Origin of the sequence: Janthinobacterium sp. SUN176, assembly GCF_030587335.1 — a bacterium.
GTDB lineage: Bacteria > Pseudomonadota > Gammaproteobacteria > Burkholderiales > Burkholderiaceae_D > Janthinobacterium > Janthinobacterium kumbetense.
In genome coordinates, this window is the sequence record NZ_JAPWIA010000007.1 from 39,279 (window position 1) to 54,424 (window position 15,146).

Here is a 15,146-nt window from a genome sequence, read left to right on the forward strand (position 1 = left end):
GGCGACCGGTCACCGGGTACGAGCAAGAGCTTTGCGGATGGCTTGTTCGACGGGGCGGTCTATCAGCGCCAAAACGAAGACCACGACAGCGGTAACAATCATTCCCTCCAGTAAAGCTGGATCGGGGAAAAGTTGCTGATTGGTGATGGCACCGGGCACGGTTGCTCGTTTCCAGACAAGGAGCAACAGTGCGGCACCCGCGGCGAGAAGCATGGCCGGTCGACGATGGTGCAAGCGGGCGATTTGTCCCATCAGCAGCAGCGCGATACCCCACGCAAAAGGATAGAAGCCGTGGTCGAACAAGATCATGCGCTCATCATAGTATGCGCCGGTGTACCAGGCAAAACGGGAGAGGCCGAAAAGACCATAGGCGACGAGGGCTACGGCTAGCACGAGGAAACTGGAGGAAAGGAGGCGAGCAATTTTCATGGTTGGGGTTTCTCTGCCAAGGCCTCGATATTGTGCCCGATCAGGTGGCCTTGCTGCTTGGTTACTTTGATGGTTTTGTCTTTGCTGAATATGGCTCGCTGGCCGTGTTTGTAGTCTTGCTTGCTATTTTTTCTCGCGCCGGCGTGGCTTGCCAGGCCACCTTTGCGTATGATTTTACCGGCTAAAGGGCGAGGGGCAGGTCCGCCATTCGTACACGGCCTGAGCAGTTCATGTTGTCGCTAGGAAAAACCGCCTGCGGCGCAAAACCTAGTCAGACGAATCGGAGAGGGTTGCGCTTGCAAGCGCAACCCGGTTTTGCGGCTATCGGACGAGCAGTGCTCGTCCCCCGCAAAACCCCCGCGCCCGTACCGGACGCGGATTCGACGCCCGCGCTCTGCATGCATGGAATAAATAGAAAGGGCCTCCCCGCCAAAACGGGGAAGCCCTTTTTATTTATTCAGTGGTGGAGACGGCGGGAATCGAACCCATCACCTTATCAGTTAAAATGGGCCGTTGTCCCTAAATGTTGTCATAGGTTAGTCATTGCTAGTAACCAGATAGTCAATTAGAGCATTGATATGAGCGCGTCGACCGCTTTGCGGCACTCTGCGACACGATCACTATTGACCTGAATACTATGTCCATGAACTGGGTAGTAGCCTCCAGGTAACTTGGATATTGGACGTCCCAAGTGAGCTGCAACAACCCCAGCAGTATTAAAATCACGTAGGGCGACTGCGAACATTCCTCTAAATTCGTTTATGTTCTGTGCCATTACGTATCGTGGCGTAAAGTAACTAGGATTGGCCCTATATGCATGAAATAGTGTATCGGCTGTAGCATCTGATAATGCGCTAAATGCACCTGCAGCACCATCGTATTGAGTTAATCTATTTCCTACAATTACATGAATTTGCGGCACAATCATGCCGAAGCTTGCTGCTTTTGCAGCATATGTCCAAGCGCCATAGATTGGATGTGGAGGCACCTGACCATGCAATAAAATAAACAATGCATTTGTAGCCACCCGCGATGAGTCATCCGCATTGACCGGGACAATAAGTTTGTCTCCAGCGGAGATTGCGAGTTCTGTGTAAATTGAGAAACTTGGATTCGTATCAATAAAGACGACGATGTCTTGCTGGGGGAACTTTGCTGCAAACGCGCTGACCAGATCTCTAAATATTAGGTGTACCCATTTCCAAGGCTGTACGAGCGGCGTCAAAGAGGGAGCGTTCGCTGCACCACTGACAGCCGGTGCCATTGGTTCAAGGTTGCCGTCGCCGCAAAGAAGTCCTAAATTTTGGGGCATGTTGGAATTGACGCTCGCAACTTGTACTGCATAGTCGAAAGGATCAGGAAGCGGAGCGCCAGGCCCGCCAGAAATTACAGTGCTCATGTATCCAACCACTGTGCGAGGTATTGCCTCGGTGCATAGCTGTAGTACAGTCTGCTCACCGGCTGTGCCGCCTCCAAGAAGCATCATGCTTGAATTTGCTTGAGGACAGAGATCAATTACCAAGACCTGTTTATGGGGATGTTCTTCGGCATAGCGCGTAGCCGCGTGAAATGTAATCGTACTTTTTCCTACACCACCTTTATTATTCCATACCACATATCGTTCTATAGTTTGCAATTTTATCTCCTAATCGTGTGAAAGCTGAACAGCATTAAGGTGAATTATTAATGTTTTTAGATTAAGTTTGATAGTATCAAATTTTCGTGGAATATATTTTATATTAATGAATTTTATCTGTTGCAGAGTTTTTTGCAAACTTACAGAAGTACACATTATCCGAATAGCGCTTCTGCTTTCGCTCCCGCCAATTTGTCCGCATCAGGCATCCATCTACCATACACCCTAGCAATCATCGTCCAGTCCGCATGCCCCATCTGTTTTGCCACCCACATCGGATGCTCGCCAGGCGATAGCATCACGGGTGAGGGGCAGGTCGGCTACTCGTACACGTCCTGAGCAGTTGATGTTGTCGTTAGGAAAAACCGCCTGCGGCGCAAAAGCTAGCCAGACGAATCGGAGGGGGTTGCGCTTGCAAGCGCAACCCGGTTTTGCGGCGCCGAGCTGCGCTCGCCGAAGGCCCCGCAAACCCCCCGCGTCCGTACCGGACGCGGATGCGACGCCCGCGCTCTGCATGCGCTGAATAAATAAAAAGGGCCTCCCCGTCAAAACGGGGAAGCCCTTTTATTTATTCAGTGGTGGAGACGGCGGGAATCGAACCCGCGTCCGCAAGCACTCCACAGACAGTTCTACATACTTAGCACTATCATTTAATTTAACTCAGCCAGCACGGATGTGCACGTTATGGGCAAGCGAGTTACCTATTATTTAGTCGGACGCTAAGTAACCCAGCATACGACGAGTCCCTGTAAATGACTCTAGAGCTTTTGACGGCCCACCCCAGGGACGAGGTGTTCTAGAGCTAACAGCGATTAAGCTGCCAGTGCGTACGAGTTATCGTTTGCAGTTAAGTTTTTTCAGGTTGTATTTACGAGGTAGCCCGCCCTCGGTATGCCCTGCGCTGCTTTGCAACCCACGTCGAAACCAGGTCGTCCCCACAGAACCTTTATTGTAGCGCAATCCGCCCACTCTTGCATGGTGCATTCGCTTGCTGGTGTGCCAGATCAAGCGCAGGCTGATTTATGCCGCCAATTGCCGCGCCTGCGCCGCCTTCACCACCGCGCTGACCAGCTCGAGCAGCGCATGCGGGGTATCCAGCAGGTGGTCGGCGTTCCAGTGTTGCGGCTCGACGGGGCCGCAGTAGCCCCAGGCGCAGGCCACCGTGCGCATGCCGGCGGCACGGCCGGCCTGGATGTCGCGCAGATCGTCGCCCACGTACCAGCAGTCTTGCGGCGCCAGGTCCAGGCGGCGTGCCGCTTCCAGCAGGGGGGCGGGGTGGGGTTTCGGGTGGGACATGGTGTCGCCCGAGATCACGCAGCTGGCGGCGCCCAGGCCGATCTGGCCCACCAGCGGGTCGGTGAAGCGGGCGGCCTTGTTGGTGACCACGCCCCAGGCCAGGCCCAGCGCTTGCAGGCCGTCGAGCAGGGCAGGGATGCCGTCGAACAGGCGGCTTTCCACGGCCAGGGCCGCTTCGTAATTGTTCAGAAAGCCGTCTTTCAGGGCTTCGTAGCCGCTTTCGCCGGGGCCGATGCCGTAGGACACACCGATCATGCCGCGCGCGCCGGCCGAGGCCGTGGGGCGCAGGACGTCATACGGGGTCGGCGCCAGGCCGGCGCGCGCGCGCAGCAGGTTGATGGCCGCCGCCAGGTCGGGCGCGGTGTCGGCCAGGGTGCCGTCGAGGTCGAACAGGATGGCGCGCGGGGCTGGCAGATGGTCAGTGATCATGGCGGACAAAGTGTGTCAAGTGGGAATGAAAAATGGCGGCCGCAGCCGCCTTGTATTGTGCGTGATGGTTACAGCGGCCGGGTGCAGGCCACCAGATAATTGACGCTGGTATCGCTATTAAGTGAGTAAATCTTGGTCAGCGGATTGTAGCCCATGCCGCGCATGCTGTTGACGTCCAGGCCGGCGCTGCGCACGTATTGTGACAGTTCGGAAGGAGTGATGAATTTGTCATAGTCATGCGTGCCTTTCGGCAGCAGGCGCAGCAGGTATTCGGCGCCCAGGATGGCGAACAGGTACGCTTTCGGGTTGCGGTTCAGGGTCGACAGGAACACGTGGCCGCCCGGTTTCACCAGCGCGGCGCAAGCCTTGACGATGGCGGCGGGGTCGGGCACGTGCTCGAGCATCTCCATGCAGGTCACGACGTCGTACTGGCCTGCCTCCTCCTCGGCCATGGCTTCGGCGGCGATCAGCTTGTAGCGCACCTTGGCGCCCGATTCCAGGCTGTGCAGGTCGGCCACTTTCAAGGCCTTGTCGGACAGGTCGATGCCCGTCACGTCGGCACCCTTGCGGGCCATCGATTCGGCCAGGATGCCGCCGCCGCAGCCGATGTCGATCACGCGCTTGCCGGCCAGCGGCACTTTCGCGTTGATCCATTCCAGGCGCAGGGGGTTAATTTCGTGCAGGGGACGAAACTCGGAAGTGGGGTCCCACCAGCGGTGGGCCAGCTCACTGAATTTTTGGATTTCGAGAGGGTCGGCGTTCATAGGTCGAATGATAGCGGCAATTTTACAATTGGGCAGCCACGGACGAAAAAAAACCCCGCCGTGGCGGGGTTTTTCATGCTGTTCTTGACTTGCGCGATGACTTGCGGCAAGTCCAGGGGTTCAGCTATTACTTGTTGCGGGTACCAACAACTTCGATTTCCACGCGACGGTTTTTCGCACGGCCTTCGGCAGTTTTGTTATCAGCAACAGGTTGTTTCTCGCCTTTGCCTTCGGTGTACACGCGGTTGCTTTCAACGCCTTTGGTGACCAGGTAGGCTTTGACAGCATCAGCACGACGTACCGACAGTTTTTGGTTGTAAGCATCGGTGCCGACGGAGTCGGTGTGACCCACAGCGATGATGACTTCCAGGTTGATGCCGCCCAGTTGTGCGGACAGCTCGTCCAGCTTGGCTTTGCCTTCTGGCTTCAGCGTAGCTTTGTCGAAATCGAAGAATGCATCAGCAGCGAAGCTGACTTTTTCCGAGGTAGGAGCAACTACGACTGGTACTGGTACGACAACGACTGGTGCCGGTGCTGGTACGACTGGTGCTGGAGGAGCCACGCATTTGCCGTCTTGCAGGGTTTCTGGCTCTACGCACAGTGGCACGTCGCAACCTGGCACTGCGTCAGCAGGTGTCCAGTAGCCGGTACGCCAGCACAGGCCGAATGGGTCACGCACGATCACGCCGCGGGCATCTTGCACGTAAGCGCTTTTTGGGCTTGGTGCTTTGATGTCAGTGGTAACTGGCGCGAATGGTGGGGAGGTTGGGGTTTGGGCCGAAGCCGAGCCAGCAATCACTGCGGATGCAGCGAAAAACAGCGTTACAAATTTATTCATTCTTTTTTCCTTTCGGGGGGTGATATCCGCAGAACAACACTGCGCTACTGGTGCTACGTGCCAAGATTTTATCATGTAGACCATATGCGCTCGTTTCAGATTGCGAAACTAGCAATTAACTTCCCAGTCATTTTGCCACACGCATCAGGGGCGCACGACCGTGGTTAAATCAAAGCTTGCCCGATTTTAGACCGCGCGTTGTTTTTGCGCAACGAAAATGCCCATTTGTAACGCGTCTGTAACAATTGATCGCTTTTTTTGCCTCTTTTAAGGGCAGGTGTCTTGAACTGGTATTGCCATTGTGCATTATCGAAAGGTCAGGCTGCACGGCTCCGGTGCAAACTGCCAATCTTGTTGGTATGGCCAATTTGTACAGGTAGCTGGGCGCGCATGCTAAAATCGTGCGCTTGACTGTTAAGAGTGTCGGGCAAATGCCCACGGCGGCACTGTATGGCCAGCTCGTACCACTGCGGTGCACGTACTGGCCGTGCCGCCAGCCCGCCGATTTGTTCCGGCACTCTGCGACATGGAAGCCGGGCCGCGCCAGCAGCGCGCGGCGCGGCGTCCACGACGACAGCCACCCAGGATATGCAGTATTGCGTCATACATTGCGTAACAGATAAGTTAACCACAGCCTGAGATCAGTCGAACCGCCAATGGATCAATTCGCAAAAGAAACAATTCCTATTTCCCTCGAAGAAGAGATGCGCAAGAGCTACCTCGATTACGCCATGAGCGTGATCGTCGGTCGCGCCTTGCCCGATGCGCGCGATGGCTTGAAGCCAGTGCACCGCCGCGTCTTGTTCGCGATGCATGAAATGAACAACGTGTGGAACCGCCCTTACGTCAAGTGCGCCCGCGTGGTCGGCGAAACCATGGGTAAATACCATCCCCACGGCGATGCCTCGATCTACGACACGCTGGTGCGCATGGCGCAGGATTTCTCGCTGCGCTACATGCTCGTCGATGGCCAGGGCAACTTCGGTTCCGTCGACGGCGATGGCGCCGCGGCGATGCGTTACACCGAGTGCCGCCTGGACAAGATCGCCAGCGAGCTGCTGGCCGATATCGACAAGGACACCGTCGACTTCCAGCCCAACTACGATGGCAAGGAAAAGGAACCGACGGTCTTGCCGACGCGTATCCCCAACCTGCTGATCAATGGCTCGTCCGGTATCGCCGTCGGCATGGCGACGAACATTCCGCCACACAACATTACCGAAGTCATCGACGGCGCGCTGCACGTGCTGCGCAACCCCGAGTGCACGATCGATGAATTGATCGAGCTGATCCCGGCGCCGGACTTCCCGACGGCCGGCATCATCTATGGCGTGTCCGGCGTGCGCGACGGCTACCGCACGGGCCGCGGCCGCGTCGTCATGCGCGCCAAGACCCACTTCGAAGAATACGGCAAGGATGGCGGCCGCATCGCCATCATCGTCGATGAGCTGCCATTCCAGGTCAACAAGAAATCCTTGCTGGAACGCATCGCTGAAAACGTGCGCGACAAGAAGCTCGACGGCATTTCCGACATCCGCGACGAATCCGACAAGTCGGGCATGCGCGTGGTGATCGAGCTGAAACGGGGCGAAGTGCCGGAAGTGGTGCTGAACAACCTGTACAAGCAGACCCAGTTGCAAGACACCTTCGGCATGAATATGGTGGCCCTGGTCGATGGTCAGCCGAAGCTGCTGAACCTCAAGCAGATGCTGCAATGCTTCCTGTCGCACCGCCGCGAAGTGGTGACGCGCCGCACCGTGTTCGAACTGCGCAAGGCGCGCGAACGCGGTCACGTATTGGAAGGCCTGGCTGTCGCGCTGGCCAACATCGATGACTTCATCGCCATCATCAAGGCTGCACCGACGCCGCCGATCGCCAAGGTCGAGCTGATGGCCAAGGCCTGGGATTCGTCCGTCGTGCGCGAAATGCTGGCCCGCACGGGCGACGGCTCGACGCCAGGCGGCATCGACGCCTACCGTCCGGAAAACCTGCCGAAGCACTATGGCATGCAGGGCGATGGCCTGTACAAGCTGTCGGACGACCAGGCGCAGGAAATTCTGCAAATGCGCCTGCAGCGCCTGACCGGCCTGGAACAGGACAAGATCGTCAACGAGTACAAGGACGTGATGGAACACATCGCCGACTTGCTCGACATCCTGGCCAAGCCGGAACGCGTCACCGTCATCATCACCGACGAAATGACGGCGGCGAAGAACGAATACGGCGCCGGCAACAAGGACGTGCGCCGCTCGCAGATCGAATTGAACGCGACCGACCTGGAAACGGAAGATTTGATCACGCCGCAGGACATGGTCGTGACCCTGTCGCACACCGGCTACATGAAGGCCCAGCCGATCACCGAATACCGCGCGCAGAAGCGCGGCGGCCGCGGCAAGCAGGCCATGGCGACGAAAGAGGAAGACTGGATCGACCAGCTGTTCATCGCCAACACGCACGACTACATCCTGTGCTTCTCGGATCGTGGCCGCATGTACTGGCTGAAGGTGTGGGAAGTGCCGCAAGGCTCGCGCAATTCGCGCGGCAAGCCGATCGTCAACATGTTCCCGCTGCAGGACAACGAAAAGATCACCGTGATCCTGCCGCTGTCGGGCGAGAACCGCACGTTCCCGGAAGACCATTACGTGTTCATGTCGACCAGCCTCGGTACCGTCAAGAAGACGCCGCTGAAGGACTTCAGCAATCCACGCAAGGCCGGCATCATCGCGGTCGACCTGGACGACGGCGACTTCCTGATCGGCGCGGCGCTGACCGACGGCCAGCACGACGTGATGCTGTTCTCCGATTCGGGCAAGGCAGTGCGCTTCGACGAAAACGACGTGCGTCCGATGGGCCGTACGGCGCGCGGCGTGCGCGGCATGAACCTGGAAGAAGGTCAGCACGTGATCGCCCTGCTGGTGGCCGAGAACGAGCAGCAGTCGGTGCTGACGGCCACGGAAAACGGCTACGGCAAGCGTACGCCGATCACCGAGTACACGCGCCATGGCCGTGGCACGAAAGGCATGATCGCCATCCAGACCAGTGAGCGCAACGGTAAAGTGGTTGCCGCGACCCTGGTCGATACCAGTGATGAAATCATGCTGATCACCACCGGTGGCGTATTGATCCGCACCCGCGTGTCGGAAATCCGCGAGATGGGCCGCGCGACGCAGGGCGTGACCCTGATCGCCGTGGAAGACGGCACCAAGCTGTCCGGCCTGCAGCGCGTGGTGGAGACGGATATCGACGAAGTCGAGCTGACGACGGAGGCGGGCCAGGAGGCTGCGGCCGCGCCGGCAGCGGCTGAACCGGCCGATCCTGTCGACCCGGCGCAGCCGGAGTAAGATGATTGGGGCTCTTTCGGGAGCCCCAATTGCTGTTGGCGTGCCGGTTGCGGCGCCAGCCTGCGTACCCCCAGATAGTTCCCCGCTTTTGTAAAGTCCCGCATGCCATGAGAAAAATCGTCGCCACCTTCTTCGCCGCGTTTTCGCTGGCCTTCCTTGCGACCCTGCCGGCCCTGGCCCAGAGCACGCAAGCCACGCCCGCCCGCCAGGCGGCGCCCAGCCCCGCCATGAAGGTGGCCGTGCGGCGCATGCTCGACGCGATGCAGTTCCCGCAACTGACGCGCAACATCTTCGACCAGATGCTGCAATCGGTGCCGGCCATGATCCGCCAGTCGGCGCAGCAGCAAATCAGCAGCAACCCGAACCTGGACGAGCAGCGCAAGGCGCGCGCGCTGGCCAGCGCCGAGGAAGAAATCCCCCTGGCCATCGCCACCCTGACGCAGGTGCTGGCCGATCCGACCCTGATCGACGAGCTGGCCGCCGAAATGGTGCCCCTGTACGCGCGCTTTTACACGGTGCCCGAAGTCGAGCAGCTGACGACCTTCTACAAGACGCCGCTGGGGCGCAAGATGCTGGCGACCATGCCGCAACTGTCAGCCGAATCGATGGCCATCAGCCAGCGCGTGCTGATCCCGCGCGTGAATGCGGTGCTGGACCAGGTCATGCGGGCGGCCACGCAGTCGCCCCAATAAGATTTCCATTTTGCCAAGGACCGTATCGTGACCCATATCTACAATTTTTCCGCCGGCCCCGCCGTCCTGCCCAAGGAAGTGCTGGCGCAAGCAGCTGCCGAGATGCAGGACTGGCATGGCAGTGGCATGTCGGTGATGGAAATGAGCCACCGTGGTCCCGAATTCATTTCCATCTACCAGCAGGCAGTGGCCGACCTGCGCGAGCTGCTGGCCGTGCCCGAGAACTACAAGATCCTGTTCCTGCAGGGCGGTGGCCTGGGCGAGAACGCCATCATTCCCATGAACCTGGTGGGCCTGGCCGCGCAGCAGCCGGCCACCGTAGACTTCGTGCATACGGGCTCGTGGTCCGGCAAGTCGATCCAGGAAGCGGCCAAGTACGCCAACGTCAACGTGGCCGCGTCGTCCAAGGCCGCCCGTTTCACGGGCGTGCCGCCGGTCGCCGAATGGCAGCTGACGCCGGGCGCCGCCTACCTGCACATTTGCACCAATGAAACCATCGACGGCGTGGAATTCCAGCAGGCGCCGAACGTGCCGGCAGGGACCACCATCGTGGCCGACATGTCGTCGCACATTTTGTCGCGCGTTATTGATGTATCGCAATATGGCGTCATCTTCGGCGGCGCGCAGAAAAATATCGGTCCGGCCGGCCTGACCCTGGTCATCGTGCGTGAAGACTTGCTGGGCAAGGCGCTGCCGATCTGCCCGTCGGCCTTCGACTGGAGCATCGTGGCCGAACATGAGTCGATGTACAACACGCCGCCCACCTACGGCATCTATATCGCCGGCCTGGTTTTCCAGTGGCTCAAACGCCAGGGTGGCGTTGCAGCCATGGAACAGCGTAATATTGAGAAAGCGGCGCTGCTGTACGCGGCGCTCGATGCGGACGACTTTTACCAGAACCGGGTCGCCCCAGAATACCGCTCGCGCATGACCATCCCGTTCTATCTGCGCGATGAAAGTCTGAACGACGCATTCCTGGCCGGCGCAAAACAGCGCGGCCTGCTGCAACTGAAGGGCCACAAGTCCGTCGGCGGCATGCGTGCATCGATTTATAACGCGATGCCGATCGAGGGCGTGCAAGCCCTGGTCAACTATTTGAACGAGTTTGCCGGACGCTGAGTCGCCTAGACGACCGCGCCGGCCCGCCGCCGGCGCAGGCCGCGCGGCCATGATTGAAGTACAGCTGACGAAACAAACCAACCATGACCGATAAATTGAAACCGCTGCGCGAACAGATCGATGCGATCGACGCGCAAATCCTCGAACTGCTGAACCGCCGCGCGCAAATCGCTCAGCAAGTGGGCCACGTGAAGGCTGAAACGCAGGCGCCCGTGTTCCGCCCCGAGCGCGAAGCGCAGGTGCTGCGCGGCGTGGCCGAACGCAATCCCGGCCCCATGGGCGACCGCGAAGTGCAGACCATCTTCCGCGAAATCATGTCGTCCTGCCGCTCGCTGGAAAAACGGGTCACTGTGGCGTACCTTGGCCCGGCGGGCACTTTCAGCGAACAGGCCGTGTACCAGCAGTTCGGCAGCGCCGTGGAAGGCTTGCCATGCGCGTCCATCGACGAAGTATTCCGTTCCGCCGAGGCGGGAACGGCGGATTTCGGCGTGGTGCCGATCGAAAATTCCTCGGAAGGCGCCGTCAACCGCACCCTGGACATGATGCTGCAGACGAGCCTTATCATCAGCGGCGAGGTGGCGATCGCCGTGCACCACAGCCTGATGACGAAGAGCGGCAACATGGATGGCGTCACCGCCATCTGCGCCCATTCGCAGGCGCTGGCGCAGTGCCAGGTGTGGCTGAACCAGAATTACCCGCACATCGCGCGTCATGCCGTGGCGTCGAACGCCGAGGCGGCCCGCATGGCCGGCGAAGACGGCACGGTGGCGGCCATCGCCAGCGAATTGGCGGGCGCGCAGTACAAGCTGGGCGTGGTCAAGGGCCATATCCAGGACGACCCGCACAACCGCACGCGCTTTGCCGTCGTCGGCACCTTGCAGACGGCGCCGTCGGGCAAGGACCAGACGTCGCTGGTGCTGGCCGTGCCGAACAAGGCGGGCGCCGTGTACCAGTTGCTGGCGCCCCTGGCGAAACACGGCGTGTCGATGACGCGCTTCGAGTCGCGCCCGGCGCGCATGGGCAGCTGGGAGTATTATTTCTATGTCGACGTGGAGGGCCACGTGCACGACGCAGCCGTCGCCCAGGCGCTGGCCGAGCTGCAAAGCAATGCGGCGTTTTTCAAGGTGCTGGGGTCATATCCTGTCAGCCTGTGAAGCTGTAGCTATTCTTACAATCACCCACTTTTTTAAAGAACACCATGTCTAAAAATATCGGTCCAGAATACGTCCGCGCCATCGCCCCTTACCAGAGCGGCAAACCGATCGCGGAAGTCGCGCGCGAATTCGGCCTCGACGAGGCAGCCATCGTCAAGCTGGCGTCGAATGAAAACCCGTACGGCATGCCGGAATCGGCCAAGCAGGCGATGATCGCCGCCATCGATGACCTGGGCCGCTACCCGGACGCCAACGGCTTCGACTTGAAAGCCGTGCTGTCGAAGCGCTATGACGTGCCGGCCGACTGGATCACCCTGGGCAATGGCAGCAACGACATCCTGGAAATCGCCGCGCACGCGTTTGTGCAGCATGGCGAATCCGTCGTGTACTCGCAGTATTCGTTCGCCGTGTACGCGCTGGCCACGCAAGGCCTGGGCGCGCGCCACATCGTCGTCCCGGCGCAAGCCTATGGCCATGACCTGGACGCCATGGCGGCGGCGATTGCCGACGACACGCGTCTGATTTTCATCGCCAACCCGAACAACCCGACCGGCACCTTCCTGACGGCGGCGCAGCTCGAAGCCTTCCTGCAGAAAGTGCCGGCGCATGTCGTCGTCGTGCTGGACGAGGCCTACAACGAATTCCTGTCGGCCGACGACCAGTACGAATCGACGGCGTGGGTGCGCCAGTATCCGAACCTGGTGGTCTCGCGCACCCTGTCGAAGGCCTACGGCCTGGCCGGCCTGCGCATCGGCTTCGCCATCGCCCAGCCTGTGCTGACGGACCTGATGAACCGCATCCGCCAGCCGTTCAACGTCAACTCGCTGGCGCAAGCGGCTGCGATTGCCGCCCTGAACGACAAGGCCTTCCTCGAGCAAAGCGCGCGCAACAACGCGGCCGGCTACCGGCAGTTTACGGAAGCGTTTGCGCAACTGGGCCTGGAATACGTGCCGTCGCACGGCAATTTCGTGCTGGTGAAGGTGGGCGACGATGACGAAGCGGGTGCGCGCGTGAACCTGGCGCTGCTGAAACAGGGCGTGATCGTGCGCCCCGTCGGCAGCTATGGCTTGCCGCAATGGCTGCGCATTTCCATCGGCCTGCCGCAGGAAAACGCCATCTTCATCGCCGCGCTGACGAAAGCGCTGGCCTGACGCCATGACGACGCCTGCACTGAAGAAGGTCGTCATTTTTGGCGTAGGCCTGATCGGCGGCTCGTTCGCGCGCGCCTTGAAACACGCGGGCGCGGTTCAAACCGTAGTCGGCATGGGCCGCTCGCCCGCCTCGATGGTGCGCGCGCTCGAACTGGGTATCATCGATGAAATCGGCGGCGACATGGCGCAAGCCTTGCATGGTGCCGACCTGGTGCTGCTGGCCGCGCCCGTGGCGCAGACGGGCCCCATCCTGGCATCCATCGCGCCGCACCTGCAGCCCGGCACCATCGTCACCGATGGGGGCAGCACGAAGAGCGACGTGGTGGCGGCCGCGCGCGCGGCGCTTGGCGCCAAGGTGGGCCAGTTCGTGCCTGGCCACCCGATCGCGGGGCGCGAGACGAATGGTCCCGACGCCGCCATCATTGATCTGTATCAAGGCAAGAAAGTGGTGCTCACGCCGCTGGCGGAAAACGCCGCGGACGACGTCGAGCGCGTGGCGGCCGCCTGGCGTGCCTGCGGCGCCATCCTGCACACGTTGACGCCCGAAGAACATGACAAGGTGTTTGCCGCCGTCAGCCATCTGCCGCATTTGCTGGCCTTTGCGCTGGTCGACGACATCGCCAACAAACCGCACGCGGGCCTGCTGTTTCAATACGCGGCCAGCGGCTTTCGCGACTTTACGCGCATCGCCGGCTCATCGCCGGAAATGTGGCGCGACATCAGCCTGGCCAACCAGCCGGCGCTGCTGCACGAACTGGATGCCTACCTGGCGCAGTTGACGACCTTGCGCGCCCACCTGGCCGCGAACGACGGCGCCGCCATCGAGGGCGTGTACGCGAACGCCCAGCACGCGCGGCAGCAATGGATCGAGGCGATCGAGACGGCGGAAGCTCCCGCGCCCGCACAATAAATACTCAAGGATTCCAGCATGACCCAGACCAAGCACTACCCCCACCATATCGACTTGAAACCGGTGATGCACGCCGAGGGCACGGTGCGCTTGCCCGGCTCGAAAAGCATTTCCAACCGCGTGCTGCTGCTGGCCGCGCTGGCCAAGGGCACGACGAAGATCGTCGACCTGCTCGCTTCCGACGACACCTTCGTCATGCTGACGGCCCTGACATCGCTGGGCGTCAAATGGACGCAGGACGAGTTGCAGGGCGACCCGGCCACCGCGCACCAGATCCACCACGTGGAAGGCTGCGGCGGCGTATTCCCGCACCACGAGGCTGACCTCTTCATGGGCAATGCCGGTACGGCGATCCGCCCGCTGACGGCGGCGCTGGCCGTCATCGGCGGCGACTACACCTTGCATGGCGTGTCGCGCATGCACGAGCGCCCCATCGGCGACCTGGTCGACGCGCTGAACGCCGTCGGCACGCAGATCGAATACACGGGTGAGCAGGGCTTCCCGCCGCTGCGCATCCGCCGCGGCCACATCCACGCGCAGCGCATCGCCGTGCGCGGCAACGTGTCGAGCCAGTTCCTGACGGCCCTCTTGATGGTGGCGCCGCTGATGGCGCGCGACCATGCCGTCACCATCGATGTAACGGGCGAGCTGATTTCGAAGCCGTACATCGAGATCACGCTGAACCTGATGCGCCGTTTCGGCGTGACGGTCGAACATGACGGCTGGCAGTCGTTCACCGTGCAGCCGGGCCAGCAATACCAAAGCCCGGGCACCATCCACGTGGAAGGCGACGCTTCGTCGGCCTCGTATTTCCTGGCGGCTGGCGCCATCGGCGGCGGTCCCGTGCGCGTGGAAGGCGTGGGGCGCGACAGCATCCAGGGCGACGTGCGCTTCGTCGAAGCCTTGCAGCAGATGGGCGCGACCATCACCATGGGCGAGAACTGGATCGAAGCCCGTTCGAACGGCGTCCTGAAAGCCGTCGACATGGACTTTAACCACATTCCCGACGCGGCCATGACGATCGCCGTGGCCGCCCTGTATGCGGACGGCACTTCGACCTTGCGCAATATCGCCAGCTGGCGCGTAAAAGAGACGGACCGCCTGGCCGCCATGGCAACGGAGTTGCGCAAGCTGGGCGCGGAAGTGGAAGAGGGCGCCGATTACCTGCGCGTGACGCCGCCGGCGCAGATTCTTGCCGCCACCATCGACACGTATGACGACCACCGCATGGCCATGTGCTTTTCGCTGGCCTCGCTGGACGGCGCCGCGCGCCGCGGCAACGAGATGCGCATCAACGACCCGAAATGCGTGGCCAAGACCTTCCCCGAGTATTTCGCCGCCTTCGCGGGGATTGCCAAAGACACTTTGATTTAATTGATTGCTAACA

General features: G+C 60.5%; 13 protein-coding genes and 1 other RNA gene. 8 read left to right on the forward strand and 6 right to left on the reverse strand.

What is annotated here, in order from left to right:
* Nucleotides 1-9: 9 nt before the first annotated feature.
* Nucleotides 10-429 carry a hypothetical protein gene (locus tag O3299_RS26775; RefSeq protein ID WP_099665155.1) on the reverse strand — a complete coding sequence of 140 codons (420 nt, stop codon included), beginning with the start codon at nucleotides 427-429 and terminating at the stop codon, nucleotides 10-12.
* Between the two features lie 2 nt (nucleotides 430-431).
* Here O3299_RS26775 and O3299_RS26780 point away from each other — a divergent pair, with 2 nt between their 5' ends.
* Nucleotides 432-614, forward strand: a complete 183-nt coding sequence (locus O3299_RS26780; protein WP_305063583.1) for a hypothetical protein — start codon at nucleotides 432-434, stop codon at nucleotides 612-614.
* 380 nt (nucleotides 615-994) lie between these two features.
* Here O3299_RS26780 and O3299_RS26785 read toward each other — a convergent pair whose 3' ends face one another.
* The 5 genes from O3299_RS26785 to ompA form a co-directional block, all read right to left on the reverse strand.
* Nucleotides 995-2,065: a ParA family protein gene (locus tag O3299_RS26785; protein WP_305063584.1), complete on the reverse strand. Its 1,071-nt coding sequence runs from the start codon at nucleotides 2,063-2,065 to the stop codon at nucleotides 995-997.
* Nucleotides 2,066-2,641: 576 nt separating this feature from the next.
* Nucleotides 2,642-3,002, reverse strand: a transfer-messenger RNA (tmRNA) gene (gene ssrA, locus O3299_RS26790).
* A gap of 83 nt (nucleotides 3,003-3,085) precedes the next feature.
* On the reverse strand, nucleotides 3,086-3,790 hold the full coding sequence (locus tag O3299_RS26795) for an HAD family hydrolase (protein WP_305063585.1): 705 nt from the start codon (nucleotides 3,788-3,790) through the stop codon (nucleotides 3,086-3,088).
* 68 nt (nucleotides 3,791-3,858) lie between these two features.
* Nucleotides 3,859-4,554 (reverse strand): bifunctional 2-polyprenyl-6-hydroxyphenol methylase/3-demethylubiquinol 3-O-methyltransferase UbiG, encoded by a 696-nt coding sequence (gene ubiG / locus O3299_RS26800; RefSeq protein WP_077400739.1) that lies wholly within the window; start codon nucleotides 4,552-4,554, stop codon nucleotides 3,859-3,861.
* A gap of 127 nt (nucleotides 4,555-4,681) precedes the next feature.
* A complete protein-coding gene (ompA, locus tag O3299_RS26805) occupies nucleotides 4,682-5,392 on the reverse strand; it encodes an outer membrane protein OmpA (protein ID WP_034782001.1) in 711 nt (236 codons plus the stop codon).
* A gap of 656 nt (nucleotides 5,393-6,048) precedes the next feature.
* On the opposite strand from ompA, the gene gyrA reads away from it, so the two are divergent.
* The 7 genes from gyrA to aroA all read left to right on the forward strand — a co-directional run bounded on the left by gyrA (nucleotide 6,049) and on the right by aroA (nucleotide 15,133).
* Nucleotides 6,049-8,733 carry a DNA gyrase subunit A gene (gene gyrA, locus O3299_RS26810; protein ID WP_251349945.1) on the forward strand — a complete coding sequence of 895 codons (2,685 nt, stop codon included), beginning with the start codon at nucleotides 6,049-6,051 and terminating at the stop codon, nucleotides 8,731-8,733.
* A gap of 107 nt (nucleotides 8,734-8,840) precedes the next feature.
* Nucleotides 8,841-9,425, forward strand: a complete 585-nt coding sequence (locus O3299_RS26815; RefSeq protein WP_251349946.1) for a DUF2059 domain-containing protein — start codon at nucleotides 8,841-8,843, stop codon at nucleotides 9,423-9,425.
* A 27-nt stretch (nucleotides 9,426-9,452) separates the two neighbouring features.
* Nucleotides 9,453-10,544, forward strand: coding sequence for a 3-phosphoserine/phosphohydroxythreonine transaminase (gene serC, locus O3299_RS26820; RefSeq protein ID WP_289906214.1), 1,092 nt, complete (start codon nucleotides 9,453-9,455; stop codon nucleotides 10,542-10,544).
* Between the two features lie 83 nt (nucleotides 10,545-10,627).
* Complete coding sequence (gene pheA, locus O3299_RS26825; RefSeq protein WP_077400751.1) at nucleotides 10,628-11,698, forward strand: prephenate dehydratase; 1,071 nt, start codon at nucleotides 10,628-10,630, stop codon at nucleotides 11,696-11,698.
* A gap of 44 nt (nucleotides 11,699-11,742) precedes the next feature.
* The gene (gene hisC, locus O3299_RS26830; RefSeq protein ID WP_305063586.1) at nucleotides 11,743-12,849 is read left to right on the forward strand and encodes a histidinol-phosphate transaminase; all 1,107 of its coding nucleotides are present in this window, start codon (nucleotides 11,743-11,745) and stop codon (nucleotides 12,847-12,849) included.
* A gap of 4 nt (nucleotides 12,850-12,853) precedes the next feature.
* Nucleotides 12,854-13,759, forward strand: coding sequence for a prephenate dehydrogenase/arogenate dehydrogenase family protein (locus O3299_RS26835; RefSeq protein WP_305063587.1), 906 nt, complete (start codon nucleotides 12,854-12,856; stop codon nucleotides 13,757-13,759).
* A gap of 18 nt (nucleotides 13,760-13,777) precedes the next feature.
* The gene (gene aroA / locus O3299_RS26840) at nucleotides 13,778-15,133 is read left to right on the forward strand and encodes a 3-phosphoshikimate 1-carboxyvinyltransferase (protein ID WP_099665146.1); all 1,356 of its coding nucleotides are present in this window, start codon (nucleotides 13,778-13,780) and stop codon (nucleotides 15,131-15,133) included.
* The last annotated feature ends 13 nt before the right edge of the window (nucleotides 15,134-15,146 follow it).

Coding starts and splice junctions, on each gene's coding strand:
- O3299_RS26775 (WP_099665155.1), bottom strand. CDS start 429: ATGAAAATTGCTCGCCTCCTTTCCTCCAGTTTCCTCGTGCTAGCCGTA.
- O3299_RS26795 (WP_305063585.1), bottom strand. CDS start 3,790: ATGATCACTGACCATCTGCCAGCCCCGCGCGCCATCCTGTTCGACCTC.
- ubiG (WP_077400739.1), bottom strand. CDS start 4,554: ATGAACGCCGACCCTCTCGAAATCCAAAAATTCAGTGAGCTGGCCCAC.
- ompA (WP_034782001.1), bottom strand. CDS start 5,392: ATGAATAAATTTGTAACGCTGTTTTTCGCTGCATCCGCAGTGATTGCT.
- gyrA (WP_251349945.1), top strand. CDS start 6,049: ATGGATCAATTCGCAAAAGAAACAATTCCTATTTCCCTCGAAGAAGAG.
- O3299_RS26815 (WP_251349946.1), top strand. CDS start 8,841: ATGAGAAAAATCGTCGCCACCTTCTTCGCCGCGTTTTCGCTGGCCTTC.
- pheA (WP_077400751.1), top strand. CDS start 10,628: ATGACCGATAAATTGAAACCGCTGCGCGAACAGATCGATGCGATCGAC.
- hisC (WP_305063586.1), top strand. CDS start 11,743: ATGTCTAAAAATATCGGTCCAGAATACGTCCGCGCCATCGCCCCTTAC.
- O3299_RS26835 (WP_305063587.1), top strand. CDS start 12,854: ATGACGACGCCTGCACTGAAGAAGGTCGTCATTTTTGGCGTAGGCCTG.
- aroA (WP_099665146.1), top strand. CDS start 13,778: ATGACCCAGACCAAGCACTACCCCCACCATATCGACTTGAAACCGGTG.